Origin of the sequence: Mesorhizobium sp. Mes31, from assembly GCF_024519675.1 — a bacterium.
Classification (GTDB): domain Bacteria; phylum Pseudomonadota; class Alphaproteobacteria; order Rhizobiales; family Rhizobiaceae; genus Mesorhizobium.
Genome location: NZ_JALJRL010000023.1, coordinates 25,598 through 50,697 on the forward strand (window position 1 = coordinate 25,598; position 25,100 = coordinate 50,697).

Consider the following 25,100-nt stretch of genomic DNA (forward strand, 5'->3'; position numbering starts at 1 on the left):
ACTCCGTTACGGTTTTACGGGGGCGGCCACAGCTTCCATTGTAGATTGGTTGGCGACGGGAAGAACCGGCCGAAAGCGTTCGGAACCCCAGGCTGCGATCCGAACTATGGTCGGAAAGGGATCAGTCGGCCGTTCCTTGTAAGGCGCGATCGGGAGAAGCGGCAAAACGCGCTTCATGACGTCCCCTGTCACCGGCACCGCGTTCCAACCCGACGTTTTGAATCCGCTGGTTTCCGGCAGTGCCTGGGGCTCATCGAGAATAGTCAGGAACAGATAGCGGGGCTGGTCCGCAGGAACTATGCCCATGAAGGCTGTCAGCACCCGGTCTCCGGAATAGCGGCCGTTGACCACCTTGTTAGAAGTGCCTGTCTTACCTCCAATGAAATACTCCGGAATGTCGGCTTTTTTTGCGGAACCGACTTCGGCGTTCAGGCGCATTAGAAACCGCAGCGCCTGCCCTGTTTCCGATGTCACCACATCCGTGGCTAAAATTCGCGACGCAAAGGGGGTTCCCTTGATGAAAGTCGGCCGGATAAGATTCCCGCCGTTGACAAGCGACGCAACCGCCATCGTCGCCTGAAGCGGTGTCACCGCCATGCCATGGCCAAAGGCGATCGTGGCGGTGCTCAGTTCGCTCCAGTTCGGAGGAATAAGCGGCTCGGCGTTCTCGGGCAGTTCGGTAGTCAGGCGATCGAACTGACCCAGTCTTTTCAGGAAGGTTTTGTGGTTTTCGACGCCTACACCCATGGCCATTCGAGCCATGGCAATGTTCGACGAATAGATGAATGCCTCGGGAACAGTCAGCGGCCTTCCCTGGCCGCGGTAGTCGTTGATCGCAAACCGGCCAAATCGCAAAGGTCGACTGGCGTCGAGGACGGAGTGGATATTGAACACGCCGGAGTCCAACGCCATGGCGGTGGTCATGGCCTTGAAGGTGGACCCCATCTCGTATGTGCCGACACTGATGCGATTGATGCGGTCCGGCTTCAGTGCATCAGCGGGAATATTGGGGTCAAAATCGGGCAGCGACACCAGCGCAAGCACTTCCCCGTTGGTGACATCCAATACCAGCCCCGCCCCAGCGATGGCGCTGAAGCGGGCGACAGCTTTCCTCAACTCGTCGCTCAACGCATACTGGACCCTCAGGTCCAGGCTGAGAACAACCGGCTCGAGATCCCGTCGATTAAAGTTTAAGCCAGCTAGTCTGAGATCCTGCAGGCCTTGTTCATCGATCCAGCGTTCGATGCCAGCAATCCCGGCATTGTCTATGTTGACTGATCCCAAGACATGCGCAGCTGCAGGCCCATTGGGATAAAGGCGACGGGTTTCGTCCCGAACCCCAACCCCAGGGATTCCTAGCGCCCACAGCCGGTCCTTTTCAGCAGGCGTTACGCTACGTTTGATCCAGGTGAAGCCACTGCTGCTGCCTAGGCGTTTGTGAAGGTCTACGATATCGAGGTCCGGAAAAACGCTCGTCAGGCCCTCAACCGCCTCGTCGACATCGATAATTCGGCGCGGCTCGGCGTAGACCGAAAAGCTTGCGATATCCATCGCGAGTGTGACGTTGTTCCGATCGACTATATCCGGCCGCGCAACAGACGGCGGTACCGCCGCGTAGGCTCTGTCGGGCCGATCCATGTTTCCAAGCATCACCAGGCGCACACCTATGGCAGCAAACAAAAAAGCAAACATTGCCATAACGATATAGATACGAGCTCCGTACTTGGCGGGCTGATGGCCAGCATTCAATGCATTTTCCATGAAGCTAGCCTTTGACCGGATTTTCACGCACCCGCAGTTGATCGGTCCAGGCGTTGAAGGCGCGATTGAAGGCCAACGTGCGTTTGCGTTCGGGCCATTTGAACCCGAAATAGGCGTAGAGATCTGTCCCTGCCTTGATATCACCTGGGCGCACGATGACCTTTGCACGGGGTGTAATGGCCGGGGTCGGTTCAACGCCGTTCCAATTTGCAAGAACCGGAAAGCCTGCTTTCCCCAAGGCCAAATCCCAAGTGGCATCGAGCAAGATCATTTTGCCATCGACATTGACCTCTACGGTATCGTGGAAGCCGCGTGTTTCGGCCAGGGGTTGCAGTACCGATTGCGGTATCGGCAAGTCGGCCCAGTCAAATGGAACCTGCACGGGCTGAGCATCGATCTTCCAGGCCCGCATTAGCTGAAGCAAGGCTGCCGATTTGTGGCGACAATCCCCGCGATCAATCGCGAACAGACTGTCCGGATCGCCAGTCCATGCAGTCAGCTTGTATGGGACCTCTTGCACTATCTTGAATGCGGCGATCCGCTGATCTCGAGCGGTCAGGCCGGCTCGCAGCTGTTCAGCAATCCACTTGCAAGAAGGCGTTTTGCCATCGGCGCGCTGCGCTTGTAAGGCGCGTTGAATGTCCGCGATGCGAGCGTCGAATGCTTGAGATGTCTGATTTTGCGCCGCTGCTAGGCCTGGCGCGAGAGCCGTTGCGCCAGCGCCTATCAAAAGCATGCGTCTGTTCATCGAATGACCTCCAACATTTGCGGAAAGCCCCACTCTCCTGCGTCCCGCTGATTTCCAGGATGATGACCCGGTTCGGCCGGCATGGCAGAACTCGCCCCGGGCCGTAGCAGTTTCGCGTGCGGCAAATGAATTTCGGCAGAGCCAATTTGGGGTTTGGTCTTCCATGCAGTCAGCTGCTTTTCGAACGCGACAATGACGCCGTTCATGCCGCCCGCGTGGCACCATTTGCGCATTGCCAATCCGTTGGCACTCGCGCACTCCGAAACCAATCCGGCAAATTCCGGTCGAAGATTGAATATGAGCAGCCCGCCATTTCGCAGCAGGGTCGAAGCTGCCGTGAGGAATGATTTTACGTCTGTTTCGAAATAGGCGGCTGCTTGTGAGTAGAGAATGTCGACTGTCCCGGCCTGAAGGCCCTGGGTGTCCAGAACGGAAAGTCCGGCAGCTGTGACGTAGGGATGCTCGACGATGCCCGCAGGCAGTTCGGCATGCCACTGCGTCAAGTTGGTGAAGTGGAAAAATACGTTTTGACCGAGACCATTTTCAAAATGTCTTGCGAGGCTCGCGATGTCACGAGGCTTTGATGATGGAGGGCTTTTCAGCCCCGCCCAGCCGCCGCCAACTTCCAGATATTGCAGAGCTCCGTCTATCCGCAGGCGGCGATCCGCTTCGTGGAGAAGGTCGAAGCCAATCTGCTCGGCGAGCCGGAAGGACCCGCCGCTGGACGTCCACGCTCCGTCATGGAGAAATGAAACAAAGGTGTCGCGTATCGACCCCGTCTCTCGATATACGGCGTTGAGATATTTGATCGGTTTTCGTCGAGAGGGTATCGGCACGTTGGGACGCAGACGGCGAGCCTGGAGATCCCGTTTTACGCCCATCCTTATTGACCGCCACGCGGCCTCATCCGGCTCGTATCCGATGGTTGCAAAGTTGCGTAGAATAGATTTGCGCGCGCGCGCAGCTGCGATAAACATCCTGAAAATTCCGCTCTGGCTTGATCGGTCGATCGCATTGCGATCGACGGGCGAGCACCGAGCGGATGGAGACAGACGCAGTTTTGCGTCGGCAAAGATACGCTCAGTGCATCAGCACGAAGCGACTCTTGGAGGGCGATCTAGGGATATCTGGACAGTGCGAGCGCCGTCCTGACTGGGGAAAAAGGCCGGACGACTGATAGTTCCGACAAAGTTAACCGCAAACTGATGGATCATTTCGGCATGATGATCGTGATGCAGAGCGCTGTGCGACACGGTCCCGACGTCTTTGGAGCCTTGGTCGTGAACATGAGTGATTGCTGCAACTAGAATGTCGGCGGACTCAGCCCTTGGCGGATGCGCCGCAAACGCTGACAGCAGCATCGCGAACGCGACAGCTATCGAAATGAGGCGACGAGCATGCCATTTTGAACCGGTGGTCCACATAATTCCAGTTTGCACCACAGCGTTTATTTTTGGTTAAGGCTCAAACGCCTCTATCGAATCATAGGGTGCTCATTGATGAAAGACTAGTCTTAGGGCGCTCAAAGTGTCCATACTTTGTCCGCGTTGGCCAGCTCGTCACGCGGACCTTCCTGATCTAGTCTTGGAGTCCCGAACGGTTCGCGCGTCGCGTAGTAGCCGTCCTCGGGGTCGAACAGGCACAGCGCCATGTATTCGTTGACGGGGATGGCCCCTACCGCGCCGATCAGGTCGACGATGCGGGCTTTCAGCCGTGTCATGCCGGCTGCTGCTGTGGCACCTGCCTGGCCGTTACCATCGCCCAGATGCCGGCCAGCACCATCGGCGACGACAGGATCATGCCCATGGTCAGCCAGTTGGTGCCGAGGAGATAGCCGAGCTGCTGGTCGGGCTCACGGAAGAACTCGACGACGATGCGCGACAGGCCGTAGCCGCAGATGAAGGCGCCGCCGACGAAGCGTGGCGTCTTCAGCTTGAGGCGCGAATGGGTGAGGAAGCGCAGGATGAGAAACAGCAGCAATCCTTCGAGCAATGCCTCATAGATCTGGCTCGGATGACGGGCAAATGGGCCACCATTGGGGAATTCGACCGCCCACGGCACGTCGGTCACCCGGCCCCAGAGTTCGGAATTGATGAAATTCGCGACACGCACAAGGCCAAGGCCAACCGGCACGCCGGCCGCCACCACGTCGAACAGCGTCCATGTGCGGATGCCGCGCTTCCGCGAAAACAGCGTCATGGCGAGAATGACGCCAAGCAGCCCGCCATGGAACGACATGCCGCCTTGCCAGACGGCGACGATGTCGAACGGGTGGGCGATGTAGCGCGGCAGGTCGTAGAACAGCACATAGCCGGTGCGGCCGCCCAGCACGACGCCGATGGCCGCCCAGACGATGAAATCGTCGAGATCTTCCGGCTTCATCGGCAGGATGCCGTCGGGCCAGAGCTTTGTGTTGGTGACGAGCCGCTTGGCGTACCACCAGGCGAACAGGATGCCGACGATGTAGCCGACGCCGTACCAGTGTACCGCCAGCGGCCCGATCTGGATGAGGATCGGGTTGATGTTGGGGAAGGGTAGCGAGGCCAGCGGCAGCAGGAAATATTCGTTCAACAGGGAACTCTCGGTTGCGATCGCGTTCGGGCGCGGACCATGCGGCAGGGTTTTGGCGGGGTCAAGGCAGGCCCGCGTCGCGCGCCACTACGTCAATCCATCTCGCTTGGCTGGGTCCTGTCGGGGCGCAGCCTGTGGTGGGCTCTCGCCGAAGTCTACGCCATTGGCGTGTTCGGCTACGTATAGAGGGGAAATTGTTGGAGCGGCCGCGTGCCGGCGGCCGCTCCAGATCGCAGCTGAAACCTGAAACAGTGGAGGAAACACATGCGACGGTATTTTATAACATAAACAGTTGCATCTGTCCTGATGTCCGCGCCAGAAACGCCTGGCCGCTCTATGCTTGAAGCAGATGCCCGCACATGACAGTTGCACAGGATTGGTCGACCTAATCGATCCGGAATCGATCCACTTCACAGTGGTTACTCATTCAGCTGGCCAAACTCAAACGTCGATCTTTGAAGATCGGTTGACGTCGGGCATAGCGCAAAGCAAAAATAAGCCGTTGCTATATTTCACAGCCAATACTATCCTGCGGCCGGCGAATGGTCTTTGCAAGGTAACCGAAGATGGTTGACGTGGGGATATGGCTTCGTGATCGGATAAATCGGCGATCCATCTTGACGGGAAGCCTTGCGGCGGTGGGCGGCACGGCGATCGCTGCCCACAGTGCGCTCGGCCAATCCGACCCATATGCCGATCATGATATGGCGGCTATGGCCTCCACCGATGCAGCGCCTCAACACATGAATGCGCATGGCGCAATGGTTACCGTTGGCAAGGTGGACAACGCCGCCAATGGTTTTGATCCGACCCTGATGTTGACGGACTGGGAGCGAGGAATCGTCTCGGTCCTGCCCGACGGGCGGACGCTGCGGACATTCGAGGTCACGGCCGAGGACAAGACCATCGAGATCGCACCGGGCGTGACCTTCCCGGCTTGGACCTACAACGGTCGAGTGCCCGGCCCTTCACTCCGCGCCAAGGAAGGCGAGCGCATTCGCGTCGTCTTCCAGAACGACGGCTCACATCGGCACTCGATGCATTTCCACGGCATCCATGCCGCCCGCATGGATGGAGTTCCGGGCGACGGGATGATCGATCCGGGCGGCGAGTTCGTCTACGAATTCGACGCCACGCCGTTTGGCTGCCACCTCTATCACTGCCACGCTCTGCCGCTGAAAAGGCATATCCACAAAGGCATGTACGGCGCTTTTGTCATCGACCCGGACCCGGATCGTCATCCCGACCAAGCGGACATCGCCCGGTCACGGCTGCTCGACACGCCCGAGAATGCCGGCTGGCAGGAACTGGTGATGGTGATGAACGGGTTCGACACCAATTTCGACGAGGCGAACGAATTCTACGCTGCCAATACGATCGCTCATGCCTATGCCAAGACGCCGATCCGCATCGTGCGAGGCAAGCCGGTGCGCATCTTTCTGATCAATATGCTGGAGTTCGATCTCATCAACTCGTTTCACCTGCACGGAAATTTCTTCGATTATTTCGATCAGGGCACGACGCTGACGCCGACCTTGAAAACGGTCGACCTGATCATGCAGTGCCAAGGCCAGCGCGGCATCCTGGAATTCACCTTCGCCGAGCACGAACCCGGCCTCTACATGTTCCACGCGCATCAAAGCGAGTTTACCGAGCTCGGCTGGATGGGCATGTTCGACGTCGTAGAGGCATTGGCATGAGCAAGGTTGTTGCAGCCGGTTCGTCGGCAAGGTCGCGCGCCCATCTGCTGTGGATCGGCCTGCCGCTAGCAGTGCTCGCCATTGCTGCGGCGTGGATCCTCGCCGTCAATCCGTTGCAAGGATTTTCAAATGGCGCGCCGCCTGTCGAGAAGCTGACGTTCGAACGAACCGTGATCGATACGTCCGGCCTTCACCTGCTTGTGCGGGCCGGCGGCTCCGAGCCAATGAAGATCGCCCAGGTCCAGGTCGACGGCGCCTACTGGCAATTCACACAGGACCCGCCTGGTGACATCGCGCGCGCCTCCACGGCGTGGATCAACCTGCCTTTCCCATGGATCCTGGGCGAAACACACAGGGTCAACGTCGTCACCAATACAGGGGTCACGTTCGAACATGAGATCACGGTTGCGGTTCCGACGCCGACCGTCACTACGGGACAGCTCAAGCTGCAGGGACTGGTCGGCATCATCGTCGGCGTACTGCCTGTCGCCATTGGCCTGCTATTCTACCCGGCGTTGCGCGGTGTTGGGCGAAGCGGCATGAACTTCCTGCTTGCGCTCACCATCGGACTGCTCGCCTTCCTGCTGGTCGATACGATCGAAGAATCCTGCGACCTTGTCGGAACCGCGGCCGCCATCTTCCAGGGGCCGGTCATGGTGGTGCTAGCGGGTCTGGCGAGCTTTCTTGTGCTGATGGCGATCGGCCGGCGGCGCGGCACTCCGGCAGGGCTGGCGTTGGCCACCTATATCGCGCTCGGCATTGGCCTTCACAATCTCGGCGAAGGTCTTGCCATCGGTGCCGCCTTCGCCGCCGGCTCGGGAAGTCTCGGGACCTTCCTTGTGCTCGGCTTCACCTTGCACAACGTCACCGAAGGCATCGGCATTGCCGCCCCAATCCTAAAGGAGCGTCCGCCGCTGTGGACGTTCGTCTGCCTGACTTTGCTCGCCGGCGGGCCTGCCGTTCTCGGCATGTGGCTCGGCAGCTTGGCCTATGCGCCGCAATGGTCGGCACTTGCGCTTGCCATTGGTGCCGGCGCGATCCTGCAGGTCATCGTCGAGGTCGGCGCCTATCTGATGCGAAGCAACCAGAAGGGCCTCGATGCCTTCTTCACACCGCCTGTCATGGGCGGCCTGGCTGCCGGCGTCGCCTTCATGTACGCGACGGCCGCTTTGGTGAAGGTCTGACCGGACAGAACCCAAGCGCCGCGCGATTCAAACGGTACGCCGGGCCAGAGATGCCATGGCCGTGCGGTTCAGTCATCAAGCAATCCTAGAAATTGCAGCCGATGGCAGCCTATGCCCCACCCTTCCAGCGCAGCAGCCGCATGGCGTTGGCGGTCACCAGCACGGTGGCGCCCGTATCGGCCAGGATCGCCGGCCACAGGCCGGTGATGCCCAGTACCGTCGTCACCAGGAATACCGCCTTGAGGCCTAGGGCCATGGAAATGTTCTGCTTGATGTTGGCCATGGTGGTCTTCGATAGCGAAATCATCGCGGCGATGTCACCGACCCGGCCATGCAGCACGGCGGCGTCGGCGGTCTCCAGCGCCACATCGGTGCCGCCGCCCATGGCAATGCCGATGTCGGCGGCGGCGAGCGCCGGCGCATCGTTGATGCCGTCGCCGACCTTGGCGACCGTCAGCCCCTGCCCCTTTAGCTCGCCGATGATACGCTGCTTGTCCTCCGGCAGCAGTTCGGCGCGGACCTCAATGCCAAGCTGCTTGCCGATCGCCGCCGCCGTGCGCTTGTTGTCGCCGGTCAGCATGACGGTCTTGATGCCGGAGTCGGTCAGTGCTTTGAGGCCAGCCAACGCGTCCGGCCGTGGTTCGTCGCGCATGGCGATGGCGCCCGCGATTTTGTTGTCGACGAGCACGAGGGAGACGGTTTTGCCCTGATCGTTTAGCGCCGTAATTTCGGCCGTCTGTTCGGCCGAGAGCTTGACCGCTTCGTTGGCCGCCTGAGGCGATGCCAGGAAGACCACGGCGCCCTCGACCGTGGCCTTGACGCCCTTGCCGCCCAGGGCTTGCGCCTTCGATGCGGCGGGGACCTTCACCTTGTCGGCGGCGGCCTTCGCCAGGATGGCGATGGCCAGCGGGTGGCTCGACCCGGTTTCCAGTGCGGCGGCAAGGCGAAGCACGTCCGCTTCCGCACGACCAAAAGAAACAATATCGGTCACTTGCGGCTTGCCCAACGTCAACGTGCCGGTCTTGTCCAAGGCCACGGCCGTAATCTTGCCGAGGCCTTCCAGCACCGCGCCGCCCTTCATCAGCAGCCCGCGCTTGGCGCCGGCCGAGAGCGAGGCGGCGATCGCCGCCGGTACCGAAATGACCAGGGCGCAGGGACAGCCGATCAGCAGCAGCGCCAGACCCTTATAAATCCATTCGTTCCAATCACCGGCAAAAGCCAATGGCGGAACCACCGCGACCAGTCCAGCCACGACGACCACGCCGGGGGTATACCAGCGCGAGAAACGGTCGATGAACCGTTCTGTGGGGGCTTTGCTTTCCTGGGCTTCCTCGACCAGCTTGACGACGCGGGCAATGGTGTTGTCGGCGGCGGCTGCCGTAACCTTGATGCGCAGGACGGCATCGCCGTTGATCGTGCCTGCGAAGACCTTGTCGCCGACGCCCTTGCGTACTGGCACGCTTTCACCGGACACGGGTGATTCATCAATGGCGCTCTCGCCTTCGGTGATCTCGCCGTCGGCCGGGACCCGGTCGCCGGGTCGCACGAGGAGGGTAGCGCCCACGGACAGGCTTTCGGCCGGCACCTCGCGGGTCGTGCCGTTCTCTTCAATCAGCGCGGTTTTGGGGATCAAAGTGGTGAGCGCCTGAATGCTGGAGCGCGCCTTGCCGGCGGCTACTCCTTCCAGCAACTCGCCGACCAGGAACAGGAAGACCACGGTTGCGGCTTCCTCGCCGGCGCCGATAATGACGGCACCGACCGCCGCGACGGTCATCAGCATTTCGATCGAGAACGGGATGCCGGCGAGTGCGGCCATCACCGCCCGCCGCCCGATCGGCACCAGGCCAATCAGCATGGCGGCGATGAAAGCCCACGGGCCAGTGGCGGGCCAGATGGTGTGAACCGCAAAGGCTACAGCCAATGCGGCGCCACTGGCGATGGTCAGGCGACCCTTGGCGCTGTTCCACCATGGCCCCGAGGCCGGTGTGTGGTCGTGCCCATGCAGGCCCTCCACCTCCTCGTCATGATCATCTTTGGCTGCGCCGGCGTAGTCGTGCCCCGCATGGGCATGGTCGGCGTGATCGTGACCGTCATGGTCGTGATCGTCCTTCGCGTCATCTTGGGCCGGCCTTGCGTTCGGTTCGGTTTTCCCTTTGACCTGGGCGACAGTATACCCGAGGCCCGTCACCTTTTTCTCGATTGCAGCGAGGTCGCTTTTCAGCGCGTGCTTCACCGTCATGGTCCCGGCCGTGACCGACACGTTCACGTCTTCGACGCCAGGCATCCGGCGCACCGCCGTGTCAATTTTGGTGGCGCAGGCGGCACAATCCATGCCGTCCACGCGATAACGGGTTTGTGCGGCGGGTGAGGTCATTGCAAAAGCTCCTTCATTTAAGGAGCAGGCTACATCCTCTAGCGACTAGAGGAGCAAGCAAAAAATGACACCCTATTCGAGCGCAACGGGTTCGTCTTTGGCATCCAACTGCTCCTGCGCTTTTTCCGCAGCCTCGACAATTTGACTGGCGGCGCTATTCAGGGACCTCTTAAGCGCGTCGCAGGAGCCAAGTGCTGTGGCGCCGTGGGTCAACCTGCTAATCTTTTCGGCGGCATCGACAGCAATTGTTTTGTGCCCGTCCTCATGCGCCTTCAAATCATCAATGTAGGCCTTCCATGCCGTGCGAAGGGCTGGGTCGGCATGCTCTTCATCCGCCCAGCGCGGAAGCAGCATGTTCAGCTTGAGCATGATGTCATCCGAAGTCACCCGGCACGCATCTGCCGTTTCGACAAACTTGAAAGTCCAGTTGAAATCATCTTTCAACTCGCCTTCAATAATACCATCGCTGTCTTTCTCAGCCACGCGGTGCAGGTCTACGTCAATCGCGTGCAGGCTGAGTCCGCGCAATTCATAGGTCGTGTTGGTGACTTCGAGTTTCACGTCGGCGCGGGCGGCGCCGACGCCGACGATGAAGGCGAGACCAGTGAAAACTACGGCGTAGCCGCTCATGCTTCGGTTCAACAACTTGCTTTTCAAGATCATACTCCTTCAAGTGCGTCAGGCAGCTCACCCAAACAGCTGGAAAATCATCACGGCCGCTGCAGCCGCCATGATGGAGGTTGCCAGCCAGCCGATCAACCGCATCACGAGCGGCACCGTCGATGTGCCCATGACATCGCCGCGCGCCGTCATCAGCATCATCACCGCCATCACCGGCACAGCGACCATGCCGTTGACCACTGCGCTCCAATACAGAGCCTTGATGGGACTGATAGGGGTGAAATTGAGACAGGCACCGATGAGCGTGGCCAGCACAATCGTCGCATAGAATGCCTTGGCCGCTAACGGCTTGCGTTCGAGCCCGACCGGCCACTTGCGCGCTTCACCCAGCGCATAACCGGCCGAGCCTGCGAGCACCGGGATGGCCAGCAATCCCGTGCCGATGACGCCGAGCGCAAAAATCACAAAGGCGAGAGAGCCGGCAACCGGCCGCAGGGCTTCGGCAGCCTGGCTTGTCGATTCGATGTCGGTGATGCCCTTGGCGTGCAGGGTAGCGCCCGCCGTAATCATGATGGCAAGGGCAACAATGTTGGAAAACGCCATGCCGATATAGGTATCCAGGCGAATGCGATGTATCGCATCTTCCGCCTGCTCTGGGGCCTTCTTCAGGGGCTCGCGCTCCGGCTTTGCCTTTTCGTCTTCGACCTCCTGGGAAGCCTGCCAGAAGAACAGGTAGGGGCTGATGGTGGTGCCAAAAATCGCCACGACAGCCGTCCAGAACTGCGCATCGAGGGAAAAGCTCGGAATGAAGAGCCCCCGCGCGACCTCACTCCAGGGCACGTGAACGAACAGTACCGTGCCAAAATAAGCGAACAGCGAAAGCGTCAGCCATTTCAGAACGGAGACGTAGCGGCTGTATTTGAGAAAAATCTGGAGAACGACCGAAACTGCGCCAAACAGTACGACGTAGAGGAGGTGCGGACCTCCAACGATGAGTTTCAGGGCATCGGCCATGGCGCCGAGATCAGCACCGATGTTGATGGTGTTTGCCATGAGTAGGAGAACAACGACCGACTGCAGAAGCCAGTTCGGGTAATACAGCCGCATGTTGCCGGCGATGCCGCGTCCGGTGGTCCGTCCTATGCGGGCACTGATTTCCTGGACAACCGACATCAGCGGATAGCTGAACAGCATGGTCCAAGTGAGCCCGAAACCAAACTGTGCACCAGCTTGCGAATAGGTGGCGATGCCGCTGGGATCGTCATCAGAGGCGCCAGTAATCAGGCCAGGACCGAGTAGGCCGAGCAGCCGTGGCTTTGACGGCCCGACGACTGGATTCGCTTTTTTTGCGCCCAACTGAAGCCTCCCATACCCCTGACTAACGCGATAACTCCGTGGTCAGGACAAAGCTCCACGCCTATATTCGATTGCGGTAATATTTGTTGAAACCCAGGACTGCCCCGACGCACAGCAGCGGTCCGGCGATGATCAGAACGCGCGCATTCGGAAACAGCCGCTCGAGGACCAGCACGATCACGGTGCTGTCCACCGAAATCGCGACCAACGCTCCCAATAAGAAAATCATCTTCTGCAGCGTTGTCATGGCGCGGCTACTCCAGGCGTCTTGACGGCTGGCCCAGTAGGTACAATCTATAGCGACTAGAGGAGCAAGCAGAAAATGTTAGACGGCGTAACCATTGGCGCAGCGGCCCGCCAAAGCGGCGTGAAGGTGCCGACCATCCGCTACTACGAGCAGATTGGTCTCCTGGCACCCCCAAGCCGAACCGAAAGCCAGCGGCGGCTTTACGGCAAGGCTGACCTGCGCCGCTTGGCATTCATCCGGCACGCTCGCGAGCTTGGCTTCGAAGTTGACGCGATTCGCACTTTGCTGACGCTCCAGGACGATCCCCATCAGTCGTGCGCGGCGGCCGACGAAACCGCCCGCGCCCGGCTCGCCGAGGTTGAACAGCGCATTGCCAGCTTGCTGGCCCTCCGCGCCGAGCTCAAGCGCATGGTCGACGGCTGCGCGAATGGACATGTCTGCGATTGCCGGGTAATTGAGACCTTGGCTGATCAGACCCACAATCACGGCCGGTTGGCTTAGTGCCGCTTGGAATCGTCACCTGACCCGGTTGGAGCGGCCGCGTGCCGGCGGCCGCTCCGTGTCTCGCTGTGCCATTTAATATGGAGGAAACACAGATCGACTGCCGTGTGTACATCCTCCAGCCGCTAGAGAATCAATGGCCGCGATGGGCGATCACACGAACGTGTTTGGGTGATCATTCGCCGGCGTCAGCCGATCGCCTCATCGAGAATGAGCAATATCAAGAACCCGACGAAGAACATCGCCGTCACCCACGGTTGATCGGGAATTTCGTGGGCTTCGACAAGTAGCTCCTCGGTAACGAGGTAAAGCAGCGCAATGAGGCCGAACGCGAAGAACCCGGCCAGGATCGGCGCGGACAGGCCTGCAATCGGTAGCGCGAGAAGGGCGCCGATCGGCAGAAGCAGGGCCAGCGCCCCGGTTAAAAGCACGATCTGCCCGCGAGAACGTTCGCTTTCGCCGATTTCAGCGGCAACGGTCAGGCCCAAGAACAAAACCTCGATTGTCAGGGCTATGGTCAGCAACAGTCCGACCTTGGCACCGGCCGCGAAGCCGATGCCGAGTACCAAACCATCGATCAGGATGTCAACGCCGACCAGGGCAAGAAGCCCCACCGCGCCGCCGACCCGTTCCTCAAGCCGCTTGAGGCCCAGCATCAGAACAATGCCCACAGTCCCGCCAATGGCAATCGCCCACAGCGAACCGCCATGCTTGAGGTCAGGCAGGATTTCGCCGGCGGCGGCGGCGAAGACAACGCCGGCAGCGAAGTGCTGGATGGCGCTAACCAGGACCGGCGCCGGCGGCCTGTAGGCCGCCACGCTCGCACCGACAATCGCGGCCACCACCGGGATCAGGGTATAGAGAAACCACGACATGCTTGCCAGCTCTGCGCCCATAGGTGCACCTCCAGCCGGCATTCTAGTATCTCGAGCGACTAGAGGAGCAAGCCGAAACTGATGCCCGATGAACATGGGGATTATAGATGTACGGAAAACGACCGTTTTCTATACAGGGCTGCCGTCGCAAAATTGGTGGCGTTTCGCGACGCGCATTGTTTACGGAAACTCTTTTCGGATTTCTAGTGTCTGGAAAACCCGCGATCGCACGCGTTCGCTCTGGGGGGTGGTGGACGGTCAACTGAGCCGGGCATTCGAGCTCGCGACTAACCGCGCGTCGGACCGGCTCCGAGCAGAGCGTCCGTAGAACGTTAGCAGAGCGGCATACCGCTTAATATGGATACACTGGCGACCAGTCTCGGGGGATTGACGAGAGGCGTCAGAAAGAAGCGCCTCGCGAGGCCAAGTGGCGGATCGATCGCAGAACGAAAATGGAAGAGCGCCAGCGGACAAGCAGCTTGGCCAAGCCGCACGCCAAGGCGTTGACGAACGCCAAGCTGGAAAGGACGACGAGCGTGCCGCGGATTCCGAAGCGCTCCAGCAATGCACCAAGCGACGGCGCTGCCGAGGACGCGTTGAGACTGGGATACCTAATGTAAGGATGGAAACAGCTCGACCGTCAACCCGGCAATCCGGTAAGTCAGCAATCCGAACCATTCATGCGCGGCGAGACCGACGGCAATCGAACCGGCCCGGCGTTTGAGATCTCCCGTGCCGCGCGTTCGATAGTCGACCGGGTAAGGAGTCACACCAAATCCCGCGGCGCGAAAACATCCGACTGCCCTAGGCATGTGGCTGGCCGATGTCACAAGAAGCCAGAGTTCGCCTGTCTTCGGTCGAACCGCGGCCACGCTTTCCGTGCCATTCTCGCACGTGTTTCGCGATCGTTCTTCCATGTCGATGCGTTGCGGCGACACGCCCAGCGATACGAGAATGTCGCGAGCGACCTGGGACTCCGCCAGTGCGCCGGCGCTGTCAATGTGGCCTAATCCTCCGGACAGAAAAATCCTTGCATCGGGATAGCGCCTGCTGAGATCGACTGTCGCGGTCAGCCGTTCCCCCGCCTCATTCATCGCCAAGGTGCCGCGGTCGCCGCTGATATGGGTGTCGACGGCTCCGCCAAGCAGTATGATGCCGGTGACGGGCCTATCAATGACCGGCTGAGGGAAGCGATCCTCGAGCACCACCAGCGCAGCCGGTCCAAGGGGGCTCCAGCCACAGATGGCCAGCAACAGAATCGACGCTATGATGCATGCCCGTCCCAGGCGAGATCTGCCAACCAGTATGGCGACAATGCCGGCCAGACCGAGGAGCGTGACAAGATTGGAAGGGATCAGAAAAAACTCGATGAGTTTCGAGATGATGAAAAACATCAGACCCTCGCGCGCGCATTTGATAAACGGCTGGCCTCACAGGTGAGAGAGAATCCCCGCCTGCGCTGGCATTTTGGCATTTGTCTGCTGCATTGGCTGACCGTGATCGCGCTCGCGGCGCAAATCGCCATTGCCTTCGGACCGATGAACGGGCCGGGCATGGCGACGATGAACTGGCTTCCGCTCCACATGTCGATCGGTGTGACGATCCTTGCCATCATCGTCCTCAGGCTTTGCTGGCGCATCTTCACCCAGCCCCCGGTAAGGCGACCCTCACGGTTCGTGCGGTTTGCGACTTCTTTCTTTCACGTGTTTCTCTACGTCATGATTCTTGCCGTCCTGATAACGGGATGGCTCGGGTACCGGCCAATGCCCTTCATGCCCCCCGCGCGGCTTTTCGGAACCTTGCATGTGCCGTTGGCGCCATCGGTCGGCGGGCTGTCGACAAGAGCTTTCGCTTTCGTCCATGCAAAGCTGGTCTGGATTTTGCTTGGATTTGTCGGCGTTCACGTCTTGGCCGCGCTCGTGCATTTCCTGGTGCTTCGCGATGGTGTCATGCGCACTATGTTTTTTGGGCGGCAGGACACCGCTTCGAGGGAAAAAGAGGCGCATGATGCGGTCGGTGATGAAGCATGCTCACCCGATCGCCCATAATCCTCCCGCAATGATCACCGCGTACCGGGCCGCTTTGCCCAATGCGACGAGCGCAACGAACACGCCGATGTTCACGCGTGCCGCGCCTGCCGCAATGGTGAAAGCATCTCCAACGACCGGCAGCCAGGCGAACAGCAGCGTCCATTCGCCAAAGCGCCGGAAGATCCGGCTTGCCTGCTCATAGCGCTCAGGAGTGACCGGAAACCAGCGCCTGTTCCGCAACGTGTCGATTCCACGCCCCAGAACCCAGTTCACCACCGAGCCGAGCGTGTTGCCGATCGTGGCGACTGCCAGAAGCAGCGCCGGATCACCGCGACCCGACACTATCAGGCCGGCGAGCACCACCTCCGATGATACTGGCAGGATGGTTGCGGCGAGGAACGCGCTGATGAACAGCGCGCCATAGAGCGCCGCCACCTCGGCCTATGCCTGCACGTCGACAATGCCCATCATGCCGAGCTGCTCGTGCTCGAGGATATGGCAGTGATACATGCGCGGCCCCGGCCGGTCCTGGCGCAGGAGCAGACGCACCGTCTCTCCGCGCGCGACGTTGACGGTGTCTTTCCAGGCGCGATAGGCCGGCTTTGATATGTTGCCGTCGCGTTCGTGCTCGACCACCTGGAACTGCGTCCCATGCACATGGAATGGATGATCCATGTCCGCCTTGTTGACGATTTCCCAGAGTTCGACCTGTCCGGCTTTCGAGACGACATCGATACGGTTCATGTCGAAGGCGGCGCCATTGATCAGAAACCCCATCTCCATACCGCTGGCGTTCATGGCCATGGTTTCGGTGAAGATGAAGCGCCGGCTGACGGCGGGAGCGCCGAGTTGCGCGATCGGCCGCAGCCTGTCGGGTAGTGGCGGGACCGGCTCGGCCGGCGTCCGCGAAACATTGACCGTGAGCAGCGTCAGGCCTGCATCGGCAGGCCGGCCCGCGCCCATCCAGCCGCGATCGTAATCGAGCGTGAACAGCGTGGCTGGGCCGGGTTTGTCAAAAGACACGATCAGTTCAAGGCGTTCCGCAGGACTGAGAAGAATCTCGTCGGCTGCGATCGGTGCCTCCAACAGGCCACCGTCTGTTCCGATAACTGTCATTGGCGCCTCAAACGACAGTCGAAGGAACCGCGCGTTTGTCGCGTTGTAGAGCCGGAAGCGCCGCTTCGTGCCGAAGGGAACCGTTAGGCGAGGATTCTTCTGTCCGTTGACGAGCACATGATCGCCGACGCGTCCGTTCATCAGGTCGACCATCGTGTTGTCCGGCATGGTGCCATCGGCAGCAAGGCGAAGGTCGGTGAACACCAGTACGGTATCGCCATATTCGGCCGGGATTGGATCGACCTTCGGCTTGACCACAAATGCCCCGGCAAGGCCGCGAAAGACTTGCTCAGCCGTCTTGCCGTGCGGATGCGGATGGTACCAGTATGAACCCGCGCTTCCTTCGGGCAGTTCGAAGCTGTAGGTGCGGTCGGTTCCGGTTGCGACGGGGTCCATCGGATTGCCGTCCTGGTCAGCCGGAACGGGCATGCCATGCCAATGGATGGTGCTCGTCTCTTCAGGAATTTGGTTGGCGAATGTGATCTCAACGCGGTCGCCCTCCGTCGCTTCGATCAATGGCCCTGGGCTCAGGCCGTTGTAGCCAAGGATCGGCGTGTCGAGCCCTTCCGCGAAACGCACCGTGGCGGACTCGGCCGTCAGCTTCCCCCTGAACAGGCTGGGGGTGCCCGCTTCGTTGGCGAGGCGGGGCAAGTCGCGAAGTGTTTCTCCTTCAGGCAGCACGGCCGCGCCTTGCGGCGCTGCGGCCATATCATGACCTGCGTGACCGCCCATATCCATGCCGGGCATGTCATCCATCTTCATTTGAGCGATGGCGCGCGGGCTCGCAAAAACCGTCACAAGACCTGCCGCCAGAAAAGCGCGTCGATGCATCTGTTATCTCCTAGGTCAAAGACTGGCGCGCGTCGGCGCGCGGTATGTTTCAGAAAGCCTGCCGTTGCCTGGCGATCTCGCCGCCGAGCTTCGGGCGCTTGGACGAGTTGGCTGGTCCGGCCTCGTGACCGCTGGAAAGGTTCTCGATGATCGGGCAGTGCGGCCGCCCATCTCCCTGGCAGTGCTCCGCCAGATGACGCAGCGTTTTTGACATATCGCGGAGTTCGCGCATTTTCCGCTCGAGTTCCGCGACATGTTCCATCGCAATCCGCTTCACATCGGCGCTCGCCCGTGAGCGGTCGCTCCAGAGAGCCAGCAAATCGGTCATCTGGTCCACGGAAAAGCCAAGATCACGCGCCCTGCGAATGAAGCGGAGCGTATAAACGTCGTCGCCAGAATAGACCCGGTAGCCAGCGTCGGTTCGGGCAACGTTCGAGATCAGCCCGATCGACTCATAGTAGCGGATCATCTTGGCCGAGACGCCTGATTCCGCGGCAGCTTCACCTATGTTCATAATTGCATCCCTGCGGGTTGGCAGTCCCGGCGACATCACATCCGGAGCTTAGGGTAAAACATATCGGCATAAAATCTGTCATACGACTTGAACGGAGAATTGATCGGCCTGTCTCCTGTCGTCGATCGGTGCCCGGAAACGCCTGAGGCGCAAAGCATTGGTCAGAACGAAGACGCTGGACAGCGCCATGGCGCCTGCCGCGAGCATCGGCGACAGAAGCGTGCCGGTCAGCGGATAGAGCACTCCAGCGGCAACGGGGATGAGCGCGATGTTGTAGGCAAAGGCCCAGAACAGGTTCTGGCCGATGTTGCGGATCGTCGCCTTGGAGAGCGCGATGGCATTCGCCACAGCGCGGAGATCGCCCGACATCAGCACGACGTCGGCACTTTCGATGGCGATATCCGTGCCGGTGCCAATCGCAATGCCGACATCCGCCGCTGCCAGCGCCGGCGCATCGTTGATGCCGTCGCCGACAAAGGCTACACGAGCCCCATGTGCGGCAAGCCGCTTCACGGCCTCGACCTTGCCGTCGGGCAGCACCTCGGCGACGATTTCGTCGATGCCGATCCGCCGCCCGATCGCCTCAGCCGTGCGCCGGTTGTCGCCGGTCACCATGGCCACTTTGAGACCGAGCGCGTGCAGTGCCTTGATGGCAGCGGGCGTCGATGCCTTGATCGGGTCGGCAACGGCAATGATCGCAGCGAGCCTGCCATCGATGGCCGCGTAGAGCGGGGTCTTGCCCTCGTCGCCGAGGCGCGCAGCCGCCGAAGCAAAGGCCGAGATGTCCAGGCCGAGCCGGGTCATCAGGCGATCAGCGCCGATCTCGATCTTGCTGCTTTCGACGTTTGCGTTCACCCCCAAGCCGGGAACGGCCTCGAAGTTCTCGATATCGGCGAGCACAAGGCCACGCCGTTCTGCCGCCCTCACAATCGCCTCGGCGACGGGATGCTCGGAGCGAGCCTCCACCGAGCCGACGAGCCGGAGCACGTCGGCTTCGACAAAACCGTCAGTCACGACGAAATCGGTCAATTCTGGCCGGCCCTCGGTGAGCGTTCCGGTCTTGTCGAGAGCAATGACCGTAGCATCACGCAGTGTCTGCAGCGCCTCGCCCTTGCGGAAGAGCACGCCCAGTTCGGCCGCCCGCCCGGTACCGACCATGATCGAGGTCGGCGTGGCGAGGCCCATGGCGCACGGGCAGGCGATGATCAGCACGGCAACGGCGTTGACCAGCGCGAAGGACAGGGCCGGCTCTGGACCCAGCACAAGCCAGGCACCAAAGGTGAGCAAGGCGGCCGCGATCACGGCCGGCACGAACCACGCAGTCACCTTATCGACCAGCGCCTGGATCGGCAGCTTCGAGCCTTGCGCAGATTCAACCATGCGGATGATCTGGGCGAGCAGTGTCGCCGAGCCGACCTTTGTGGCGCGGAACGAGAAACTGCCGGTTTTGTTGATGGTGCCGCCGACCACTTCCGCGCCTACGCCCTTGGCGACAGGCAGCGGTTCGCCGGTCATCATGGACTCGTCGACGAAGGATGATCCTTCGACGATCTCGCCGTCGACCGCAATCTTTTCGCCTGGGCGCACCACCACAACGTCACCGAACCGCACTTCGGCGAGCGGCACCTCGACGGTAACGCCGTTCTTGACGAGGCGCGCTGTCTTGGGCTGCAGCCCGACCAGTTTCTTGATTGCCTCGCTGGTCCGGCCCTTGGCCCGAGCCTCTAGGAAGCGCCCGAGCAGGATCAGCGTCACGATGACGGCCGCCGCTTCGTAATAGACGTTGGCAGTGCCAGCGGGCAGAACATAGGGAATGAAGGTCGCGACAAGCGAGTAGGCCCAGGCCGCGCCCGAGCCAACCGCCACCAGCGCGTTCATGTCCGGCGCGCCCTTGAGCAGCGCCGGCATTCCTTTCCTGAAGAACCGCAGGCCGGGGCCAAAAAGGACAATCGTAGTCAGCACGGATTGCAGCCGCCAGTTCCAGTCGCCGAGCGTCATCATTACCCAGTGATGGAATGCTGGCATAAGATGGGCGCCCATTTCGAGTATGAACACCGGCAGCGTCAAAAGCGCAGCCAACGCAAGCAAACGACCCAGCGTTCGAATCTCGGCTTCGCGTCCGTCGCTCGCACGGTCCTTGTCTGCGTCCGGCAAGATCTGGCGCGCTTCGTAGCCGGCTGCCGCCACCGCCCCCTCAAGCGCGGCGGCCTCGACACTGCCCGCGACGATGCGGATGGTGGCGCGCTCGGTTGCCAGATTGACACTGGCTTCGGTCACGCCCGGCACAGCCTTCAGCGCCTTTTCGATGCGCGCGACGCAGGAAGCGCAGGTCATTCCTTCGAGGGCGAGCTCAATCGTGTCCGGGCGCGTCTCATAGCCAGCGGCCGAGACTGCCGCGATAACGGGAGCAATGTCCGGCTTGCCGGCAAAGGTCACCTCGGCACGTTCGGTCGCCAGATTGACCGATGTCCCAACGACACCCGGCGCGGAGGCAATGGCCTTTTCGACGCGCCGCACGCACGAGGCGCACGTCATGCCCGCGATGCCGACCTGAATTGTGGAACAAGGAACCGAAACAGGTCCGGCTGGCGTGTGCGGGGTAACGGCGTTCATGGGATTGCAACTCCATTCTGGGTGGCTGCCACATGATATAAAGGTTCCCATGATAGGAAGGTCAAGGGGCAAACTTCAATCAGTACTCCAATGCGACCGCGATGATTACATCGACGAGAAAATAGGCTCTTGACCTTCCAACGATGGGAAGCCCCATAACGGGTCCATCAGCAGGAAAAGGAGAGCTGCCATGTTGAGATTGAAAGTTCCGGATATGAGCTGCAGCCATTGTGCCAGCACGATCGAAAAAGCCGTAAAAAGTGTCGATCCTGCAGCCAGGGTCATAGTCGACCTCGGCGCATCGACAGTCGCCGTGGAAACCAAGGCGAACGACGCCGCTATCCGTGACGTCATCAAGTCTGCCGGGTACGACAACGAGAAATTGGCGGCCTGAAGGATATCAGGCGCGGCCGGCGGATCATAAACGCGTCGGCCGCGTTCATTCGCATTGAGGCTTGGTACGCTGAGCCGTCTGATAGAATGCGGCGAGAAACCAAGGGCGGACCCTGATGCTTATCCAACCAATCGACTATTTTCTCGTCGCCTGGTTCGCAATTGCCGCCGCCTCGACGCTCTATGTCGGCTTCGATCAATACCGGAACAACCCCGAACCAGTGGTGATGAAATGGGGGTTTATCCTGGTGACGCTCTATATGGGTCCGATCGGACTGCTGCTCTACGTGCTTGCCGACAAGGAGCCGCGCCCAGGCGGGCATGAGGCCTTCACCAAGCCGCTCTGGAAGCAGGGCGTCGGCTCAACGATTCATTGCGTCGCCGGCGATGCGACCGGCATCATTCTTGCCGCCGTGATCACCGCGTCGCTCGGCCTGCCGATGTGGCTTGATCTCATCGTCGAATATCTGGCCGGCTTCGCCTTCGGGCTTTTCATCTTCCAGTCACTTTTCATGAAATCGATGATGGGCGGCACCTATTGGGAAAACGTCCGCAAAAGCTTTCTGCCTGAGTTCATCTCCATGAATTTCATGATGGCCGGCATGGCCCCGGTCATGAGCTTCCTGATGATGGGCCGCGACATGCGCGCGATGGAGCCGACGGAGCTTCTGTTCTGGGGCGTGATGTCGATCGGCGTCATCGCCGGCTTTGCTCTCGCCTACCCTGCCAACGTCTGGCTGGTCGCACGCAAGCTGAAGCATGGGCTGATGGCGCAGCGCTCGCAAACCGCCGAACCCGATCAGGACAAGAAGCGCGCGCATGGCGGGGCGGCGGAAGAAGCCCATGCCGGACCTACCGGGAAGACCCCGCCTGCGAAAGCACTGGCGAAAGCGAAGGTACCGGCACCGGCGAAGGCATCAGCAGTGGCGAAGGCACCGGCAGAGGTGACGGAAGATCATTCTCATGATCACGGCGGCAACACTGGAGAGCAGTTGCAGGGCCGCCCTGAATTTCCGTCGTGGCTACGATCGGCCGCCATCCCATTCATCCGATGCTGGTTCCCCTGCCGATCGGGTTGTTCGTCGGAGGACTTCTCTCCAATCTGGCTTTCTGGATCAATGGCAATCCTTTCTGGGCGACCGCCTCCATTTGGCTCATCGCGGCGGGATTGGTGGTCGGCCTCCCCGCCGCCGTCGCCGGCTTGACGGATTTCCTCGGCAGTCCGCCAATTCGCAAGCTCTATCACGCCCGCTATCATCTCGTCGGCAACCTCATCCTGCTGGCCATCGCGGCAATCAGCGTGGCCGTGCGCCTTTCCCTTGGTCCGGCAGATGCCGTATTGCCGTGGGGGCTGATGATGTCGACAGCCGTCGTTGTGCTGCTTGGCTACACCGGCTGGCATGGCGGCGAGATGGTTTTCGGGCATGGTGTCGGAATGCGGCAGCACGACCATGGTGCTTCTGATCCAGCACAGGCTCAACCCGCCAAGGGCCAACACGCGCAGATGCAAATGCATCATGCTGACGCTGGCGATCATGCTCCGCAAGGCCATGACATGGCCTCCCACATGGGCAAAAAGAGCGGCGGCCACCAAATGGAGACGGACGCCACGACGCCACAGATCACTGCCCTTGGGGTGGTGTCCCTGCTGGCGCTTGCGATCGGCATGATCGCACCCGCGAACTGGATTAATATGAGCCTGTCTGCGCGCGATGTCGGCGGAGCCATTATGCCCCCCGGCATGATCATGGATCGCGACACGCCGGCCGCTGCCATGCGCGATATGGCGGCGGTCGATCCGAGGCTGGTGAGTTTCAAGGCTGATCCCGCAGCTCAGGGAGGCACGGTCCTCGAACCACGAATCGAGAACGGCGTTAAGGTATTCGATATCGAGGCTTCGGTTATCCAATGGTCGATTCTGCCCGGAGTGACGGTCGAGGCCTTTGCCTACAACAAGCAGGTTCCCGGTCCGACGCTGCGCGTTACCCAGGGCGACCGCGTTCGCATCAACGTCACCAATCGGCTGCCCGAAAGCACGACCGTGCACTGGCATGGCCTCGATGTGCCCAATGCGATGGATGGCCCGGCCTATGTCACACAAAAGCCGATGAGCCCGGCGAAACTTTTTCCTACGAATACACCGTTGAACAGTCCGGCACATATTTCTATCACACCCATGATCATGTCGACCGTCAGCAGGCGCTCGGCCTCTATGGCGCGCTGATCATCGACCCGAAGAATCCGGCCGACGCAATCACCGCCGACCTGGAATACACCGTTCAACTCCAGGAATGGCTGAAACGGGAAGGGCTGACCTTTCCGTCCATGCCGATGGACGGCGGCTTTCCTAACTTCTTCACCATCAACGGCAAGTCTTACCCCGCGACGGACACGATCAGCATGAAGGTGGGTCAGTTGCTCAAGATCCGTTTCGTGGGATCTAACACCACCGCCATCCATCCGATGCATATTCACGGTGGGCCGTTCGAAGTCGCCGCCGTCGACGGCGTGACGCTGCCCCAAAACGCTCGGTATACGGCCGATACCATCAACGTCGGGCCCGGGCAGAGGTTTGACGTCCTGTGGCGGGCGCTTCGGCCTGGCAAGTGGCTGCTGCATTGCCACATCCCGCATCACACGACGAACAACAATGTTGAGGAGAAGGGCGGCGGCGGGCTGACGATGATCATCGATGTTAACTAGCTGCGGCCGAGGTTTTTGATCGATGTCCCCAATCTCCGGTGTTTCTCCCGACACAGCCGAACAGGTCGATTGTCTGATTGTTGGAGGAGGACCGGCCGGTTTGACGGCGGCGACATACCTTGCTCGGTTTCACCTCTCCGTCCTGGTGACCGATAGTGGTGAGAGCCGGGCCGATCTGATTCCACTCACCCGTAATTTTCCCGGCTTTCCCGACGGAATCGCGGGGTCCGAGCTTCGCGCGCGCATGCGGGAACAAGGAAGGCGCTACGGTGTAGGCCATTGGGCTGGAAAGGTCGTTTCGTTGAAGGGAGGCCCGGGCTTGTTTGTGGCCCATACGATGGAAGGGATGTTTCAAGCGCGCACCGTGCTGATGGCAACAGGCGTCTTCAACCTGAGACCGAGCATGCCTGCCGATGTCCACGATGAGGCTCTGGCGCGTGGGTTATTGCGTTATTTGCCGATTTGCGATGGTTATGAGGTGACCGATAGTGCGGTCGCGGTCATCGGAACCGGCGAACACGGAACGAACGAAGCGGAGTTCTTGCGCAGTTACACCGCTGATGTGACTTTGATTGCATCGACGGGCAATCATGAGCTCGACGTAGCGCAAAGATCGCGTCTCAAGAACGGCGCCATTCAAACAGTTGACGGTCCATGTCTCGATTTTGAACTGATGCAGGATGGCATCGCGATAGCGACACCGACGGGCCGCCGCGCGTTCGCAACGGTCTATCCAGCGTTAGGATCCCATATCCGTTCGGACCTTGCGGCTGGGATGGACGCCGAAGTATCGCGCGACGGATGTCTTATCGTCGATAACCACCAGAGAACCTCGGTAGCGGGTCTATATGCGGCGGGCGACGTGGTACGCGGGCTCGATCAGCTCTCCTATGCCATGGTATAAGGAGGGGTCGCTGCCGTTGCAATCCGAAACGACCTAGCTCGCTTGACCCCGCTGCGGC

22 protein-coding genes and 3 pseudogenes are annotated in these 25,100 nt (G+C 60.6%); 10 read left to right on the top strand and 15 right to left on the bottom strand.

The window, feature by feature from the left end; genetic code table 11:
• Nucleotides 1-6 precede the first annotated feature (6 nt).
• The 5 genes and pseudogenes from NR193_RS28280 to lgt all read right to left on the bottom strand — a co-directional run bounded on the left by NR193_RS28280 (nt 7) and on the right by lgt (nt 5,080).
• On the bottom strand, nt 7-1,761 hold the full coding sequence (locus NR193_RS28280; RefSeq protein ID WP_256753991.1) for a penicillin-binding protein 2: 1,755 nt from the start codon (nt 1,759-1,761) through the stop codon (nt 7-9).
• Between the two features lie 4 nt (nt 1,762-1,765).
• Complete coding sequence (locus NR193_RS28285; RefSeq protein WP_256753992.1) at nt 1,766-2,509, bottom strand: transglutaminase family protein; 744 nt, start codon at nt 2,507-2,509, stop codon at nt 1,766-1,768.
• Nucleotides 2,506-3,486 carry a hypothetical protein gene (locus tag NR193_RS28290; protein WP_256753993.1) on the bottom strand — a complete coding sequence of 327 codons (981 nt, stop codon included), beginning with the start codon at nt 3,484-3,486 and terminating at the stop codon, nt 2,506-2,508. Before NR193_RS28290 ends, NR193_RS28285 begins: the two co-directional genes overlap by 4 nt.
• A gap of 614 nt (nt 3,487-4,100) precedes the next feature.
• Nucleotides 4,101-4,229, bottom strand: a pseudogene (locus NR193_RS28295) (class I SAM-dependent methyltransferase); the annotation flags it as partial.
• Nucleotides 4,226-5,080, bottom strand: a complete 855-nt coding sequence (gene lgt, locus NR193_RS28300; RefSeq protein ID WP_256753994.1) for a prolipoprotein diacylglyceryl transferase — start codon at nt 5,078-5,080, stop codon at nt 4,226-4,228. The pseudogene NR193_RS28295 and the gene lgt, both read right to left, overlap by 4 nt.
• A 39-nt stretch (nt 5,081-5,119) precedes the next feature.
• Here lgt and NR193_RS28305 point away from each other — a divergent pair, with 39 nt between their 5' ends.
• The 3 genes from NR193_RS28305 to NR193_RS28315 all read left to right on the top strand — a co-directional run bounded on the left by NR193_RS28305 (nt 5,120) and on the right by NR193_RS28315 (nt 7,964).
• Complete coding sequence (locus NR193_RS28305; protein WP_256753995.1) at nt 5,120-5,266, top strand: hypothetical protein; 147 nt, start codon at nt 5,120-5,122, stop codon at nt 5,264-5,266.
• Nucleotides 5,267-5,646: 380 nt separating this feature from the next.
• Nucleotides 5,647-6,780 carry a multicopper oxidase domain-containing protein gene (locus NR193_RS28310; RefSeq protein ID WP_256753996.1) on the top strand — a complete coding sequence of 378 codons (1,134 nt, stop codon included), beginning with the start codon at nt 5,647-5,649 and terminating at the stop codon, nt 6,778-6,780.
• Nucleotides 6,777-7,964: a ZIP family metal transporter gene (locus NR193_RS28315; protein WP_256753997.1), complete on the top strand. Its 1,188-nt coding sequence runs from the start codon at nt 6,777-6,779 to the stop codon at nt 7,962-7,964. Before NR193_RS28310 ends, NR193_RS28315 begins: the two co-directional genes overlap by 4 nt.
• A 109-nt stretch (nt 7,965-8,073) precedes the next feature.
• On the opposite strand, the gene NR193_RS28320 is transcribed toward NR193_RS28315, so the two are convergent.
• From NR193_RS28320 to NR193_RS28335, 4 genes are all read right to left on the bottom strand, one after another.
• Nucleotides 8,074-10,338: a heavy metal translocating P-type ATPase gene (locus NR193_RS28320; protein WP_256753998.1), complete on the bottom strand. Its 2,265-nt coding sequence runs from the start codon at nt 10,336-10,338 to the stop codon at nt 8,074-8,076.
• Nucleotides 10,339-10,410: 72 nt separating this feature from the next.
• Nucleotides 10,411-10,995 (bottom strand): DUF922 domain-containing protein, encoded by a 585-nt coding sequence (locus NR193_RS28325; RefSeq protein WP_256753999.1) that lies wholly within the window; start codon nt 10,993-10,995, stop codon nt 10,411-10,413.
• Between the two features lie 30 nt (nt 10,996-11,025).
• Nucleotides 11,026-12,315 carry an NRAMP family divalent metal transporter gene (locus NR193_RS28330; RefSeq protein ID WP_256754000.1) on the bottom strand — a complete coding sequence of 430 codons (1,290 nt, stop codon included), beginning with the start codon at nt 12,313-12,315 and terminating at the stop codon, nt 11,026-11,028.
• A gap of 61 nt (nt 12,316-12,376) precedes the next feature.
• Nucleotides 12,377-12,562 (bottom strand): hypothetical protein, encoded by a 186-nt coding sequence (locus NR193_RS28335; protein WP_256754001.1) that lies wholly within the window; start codon nt 12,560-12,562, stop codon nt 12,377-12,379.
• 75 nt (nt 12,563-12,637) lie between these two features.
• Between NR193_RS28335 and NR193_RS28340 the strand changes: the two genes are divergently transcribed.
• Nucleotides 12,638-13,063 carry a helix-turn-helix domain-containing protein gene (locus tag NR193_RS28340; RefSeq protein WP_256754002.1) on the top strand — a complete coding sequence of 142 codons (426 nt, stop codon included), beginning with the start codon at nt 12,638-12,640 and terminating at the stop codon, nt 13,061-13,063.
• Nucleotides 13,064-13,251: 188 nt separating this feature from the next.
• Here the strand turns inward: NR193_RS28340 and NR193_RS28345 are convergent, their stop codons facing one another.
• Nucleotides 13,252-13,938: a ZIP family metal transporter gene (locus tag NR193_RS28345; RefSeq protein ID WP_256754054.1), complete on the bottom strand. Its 687-nt coding sequence runs from the start codon at nt 13,936-13,938 to the stop codon at nt 13,252-13,254.
• Nucleotides 13,939-14,549: 611 nt separating this feature from the next.
• Complete coding sequence (locus NR193_RS28350) at nt 14,550-15,332, bottom strand: YdcF family protein (RefSeq protein ID WP_256754003.1); 783 nt, start codon at nt 15,330-15,332, stop codon at nt 14,550-14,552.
• A gap of 42 nt (nt 15,333-15,374) precedes the next feature.
• Between NR193_RS28350 and NR193_RS28355 the strand changes: the two genes are divergently transcribed.
• Nucleotides 15,375-15,986, top strand: coding sequence for a cytochrome b (locus NR193_RS28355; RefSeq protein ID WP_256754004.1), 612 nt, complete (start codon nt 15,375-15,377; stop codon nt 15,984-15,986).
• Here the strand turns inward: NR193_RS28355 and NR193_RS28360 are convergent.
• The 4 genes from NR193_RS28360 to NR193_RS28375 form a co-directional block, all read right to left on the bottom strand.
• Complete coding sequence (locus NR193_RS28360) at nt 15,969-16,403, bottom strand: YqaA family protein (RefSeq protein ID WP_256754005.1); 435 nt, start codon at nt 16,401-16,403, stop codon at nt 15,969-15,971. The two genes, NR193_RS28355 and NR193_RS28360, sit on opposite strands and share 18 nt — an antisense overlap.
• 6 nt (nt 16,404-16,409) lie before the next feature.
• Nucleotides 16,410-17,915: a multicopper oxidase family protein gene (locus tag NR193_RS28365; RefSeq protein WP_256754006.1), complete on the bottom strand. Its 1,506-nt coding sequence runs from the start codon at nt 17,913-17,915 to the stop codon at nt 16,410-16,412.
• Nucleotides 17,916-17,964: 49 nt separating this feature from the next.
• Nucleotides 17,965-18,429, bottom strand: a complete 465-nt coding sequence (gene cueR, locus NR193_RS28370; RefSeq protein ID WP_256754007.1) for a Cu(I)-responsive transcriptional regulator — start codon at nt 18,427-18,429, stop codon at nt 17,965-17,967.
• Between the two features lie 78 nt (nt 18,430-18,507).
• Nucleotides 18,508-20,964 (bottom strand): heavy metal translocating P-type ATPase, encoded by a 2,457-nt coding sequence (locus tag NR193_RS28375; RefSeq protein WP_256754008.1) that lies wholly within the window; start codon nt 20,962-20,964, stop codon nt 18,508-18,510.
• Between the two features lie 268 nt (nt 20,965-21,232).
• Here NR193_RS28375 and NR193_RS28380 point away from each other — a divergent pair, with 268 nt between their 5' ends.
• The 5 genes and pseudogenes from NR193_RS28380 to NR193_RS28395 all read left to right on the top strand — a co-directional run bounded on the left by NR193_RS28380 (nt 21,233) and on the right by NR193_RS28395 (nt 25,042).
• A complete protein-coding gene (locus NR193_RS28380; RefSeq protein ID WP_256754009.1) occupies nt 21,233-21,436 on the top strand; it encodes a heavy-metal-associated domain-containing protein in 204 nt (67 codons plus the stop codon).
• Nucleotides 21,437-21,551: 115 nt separating this feature from the next.
• Nucleotides 21,552-22,217, top strand: a pseudogene (locus NR193_RS28385) (DUF4396 domain-containing protein); the annotation flags it as partial.
• 269 nt (nt 22,218-22,486) lie between these two features.
• Nucleotides 22,487-23,616 (top strand): annotated as a pseudogene (locus tag NR193_RS28390) (DUF2231 domain-containing protein); the annotation flags it as partial.
• Between the two features lie 144 nt (nt 23,617-23,760).
• Nucleotides 23,761-24,138 carry a multicopper oxidase domain-containing protein gene (locus NR193_RS33670; RefSeq protein ID WP_375162747.1) on the top strand — a complete coding sequence of 126 codons (378 nt, stop codon included), beginning with the start codon at nt 23,761-23,763 and terminating at the stop codon, nt 24,136-24,138.
• A 22-nt stretch (nt 24,139-24,160) separates the two neighbouring features.
• A complete protein-coding gene (locus NR193_RS28395) occupies nt 24,161-25,042 on the top strand; it encodes an NAD(P)/FAD-dependent oxidoreductase (protein WP_306280619.1) in 882 nt (293 codons plus the stop codon).
• The last annotated feature ends 58 nt before the right edge of the window (nt 25,043-25,100 follow it).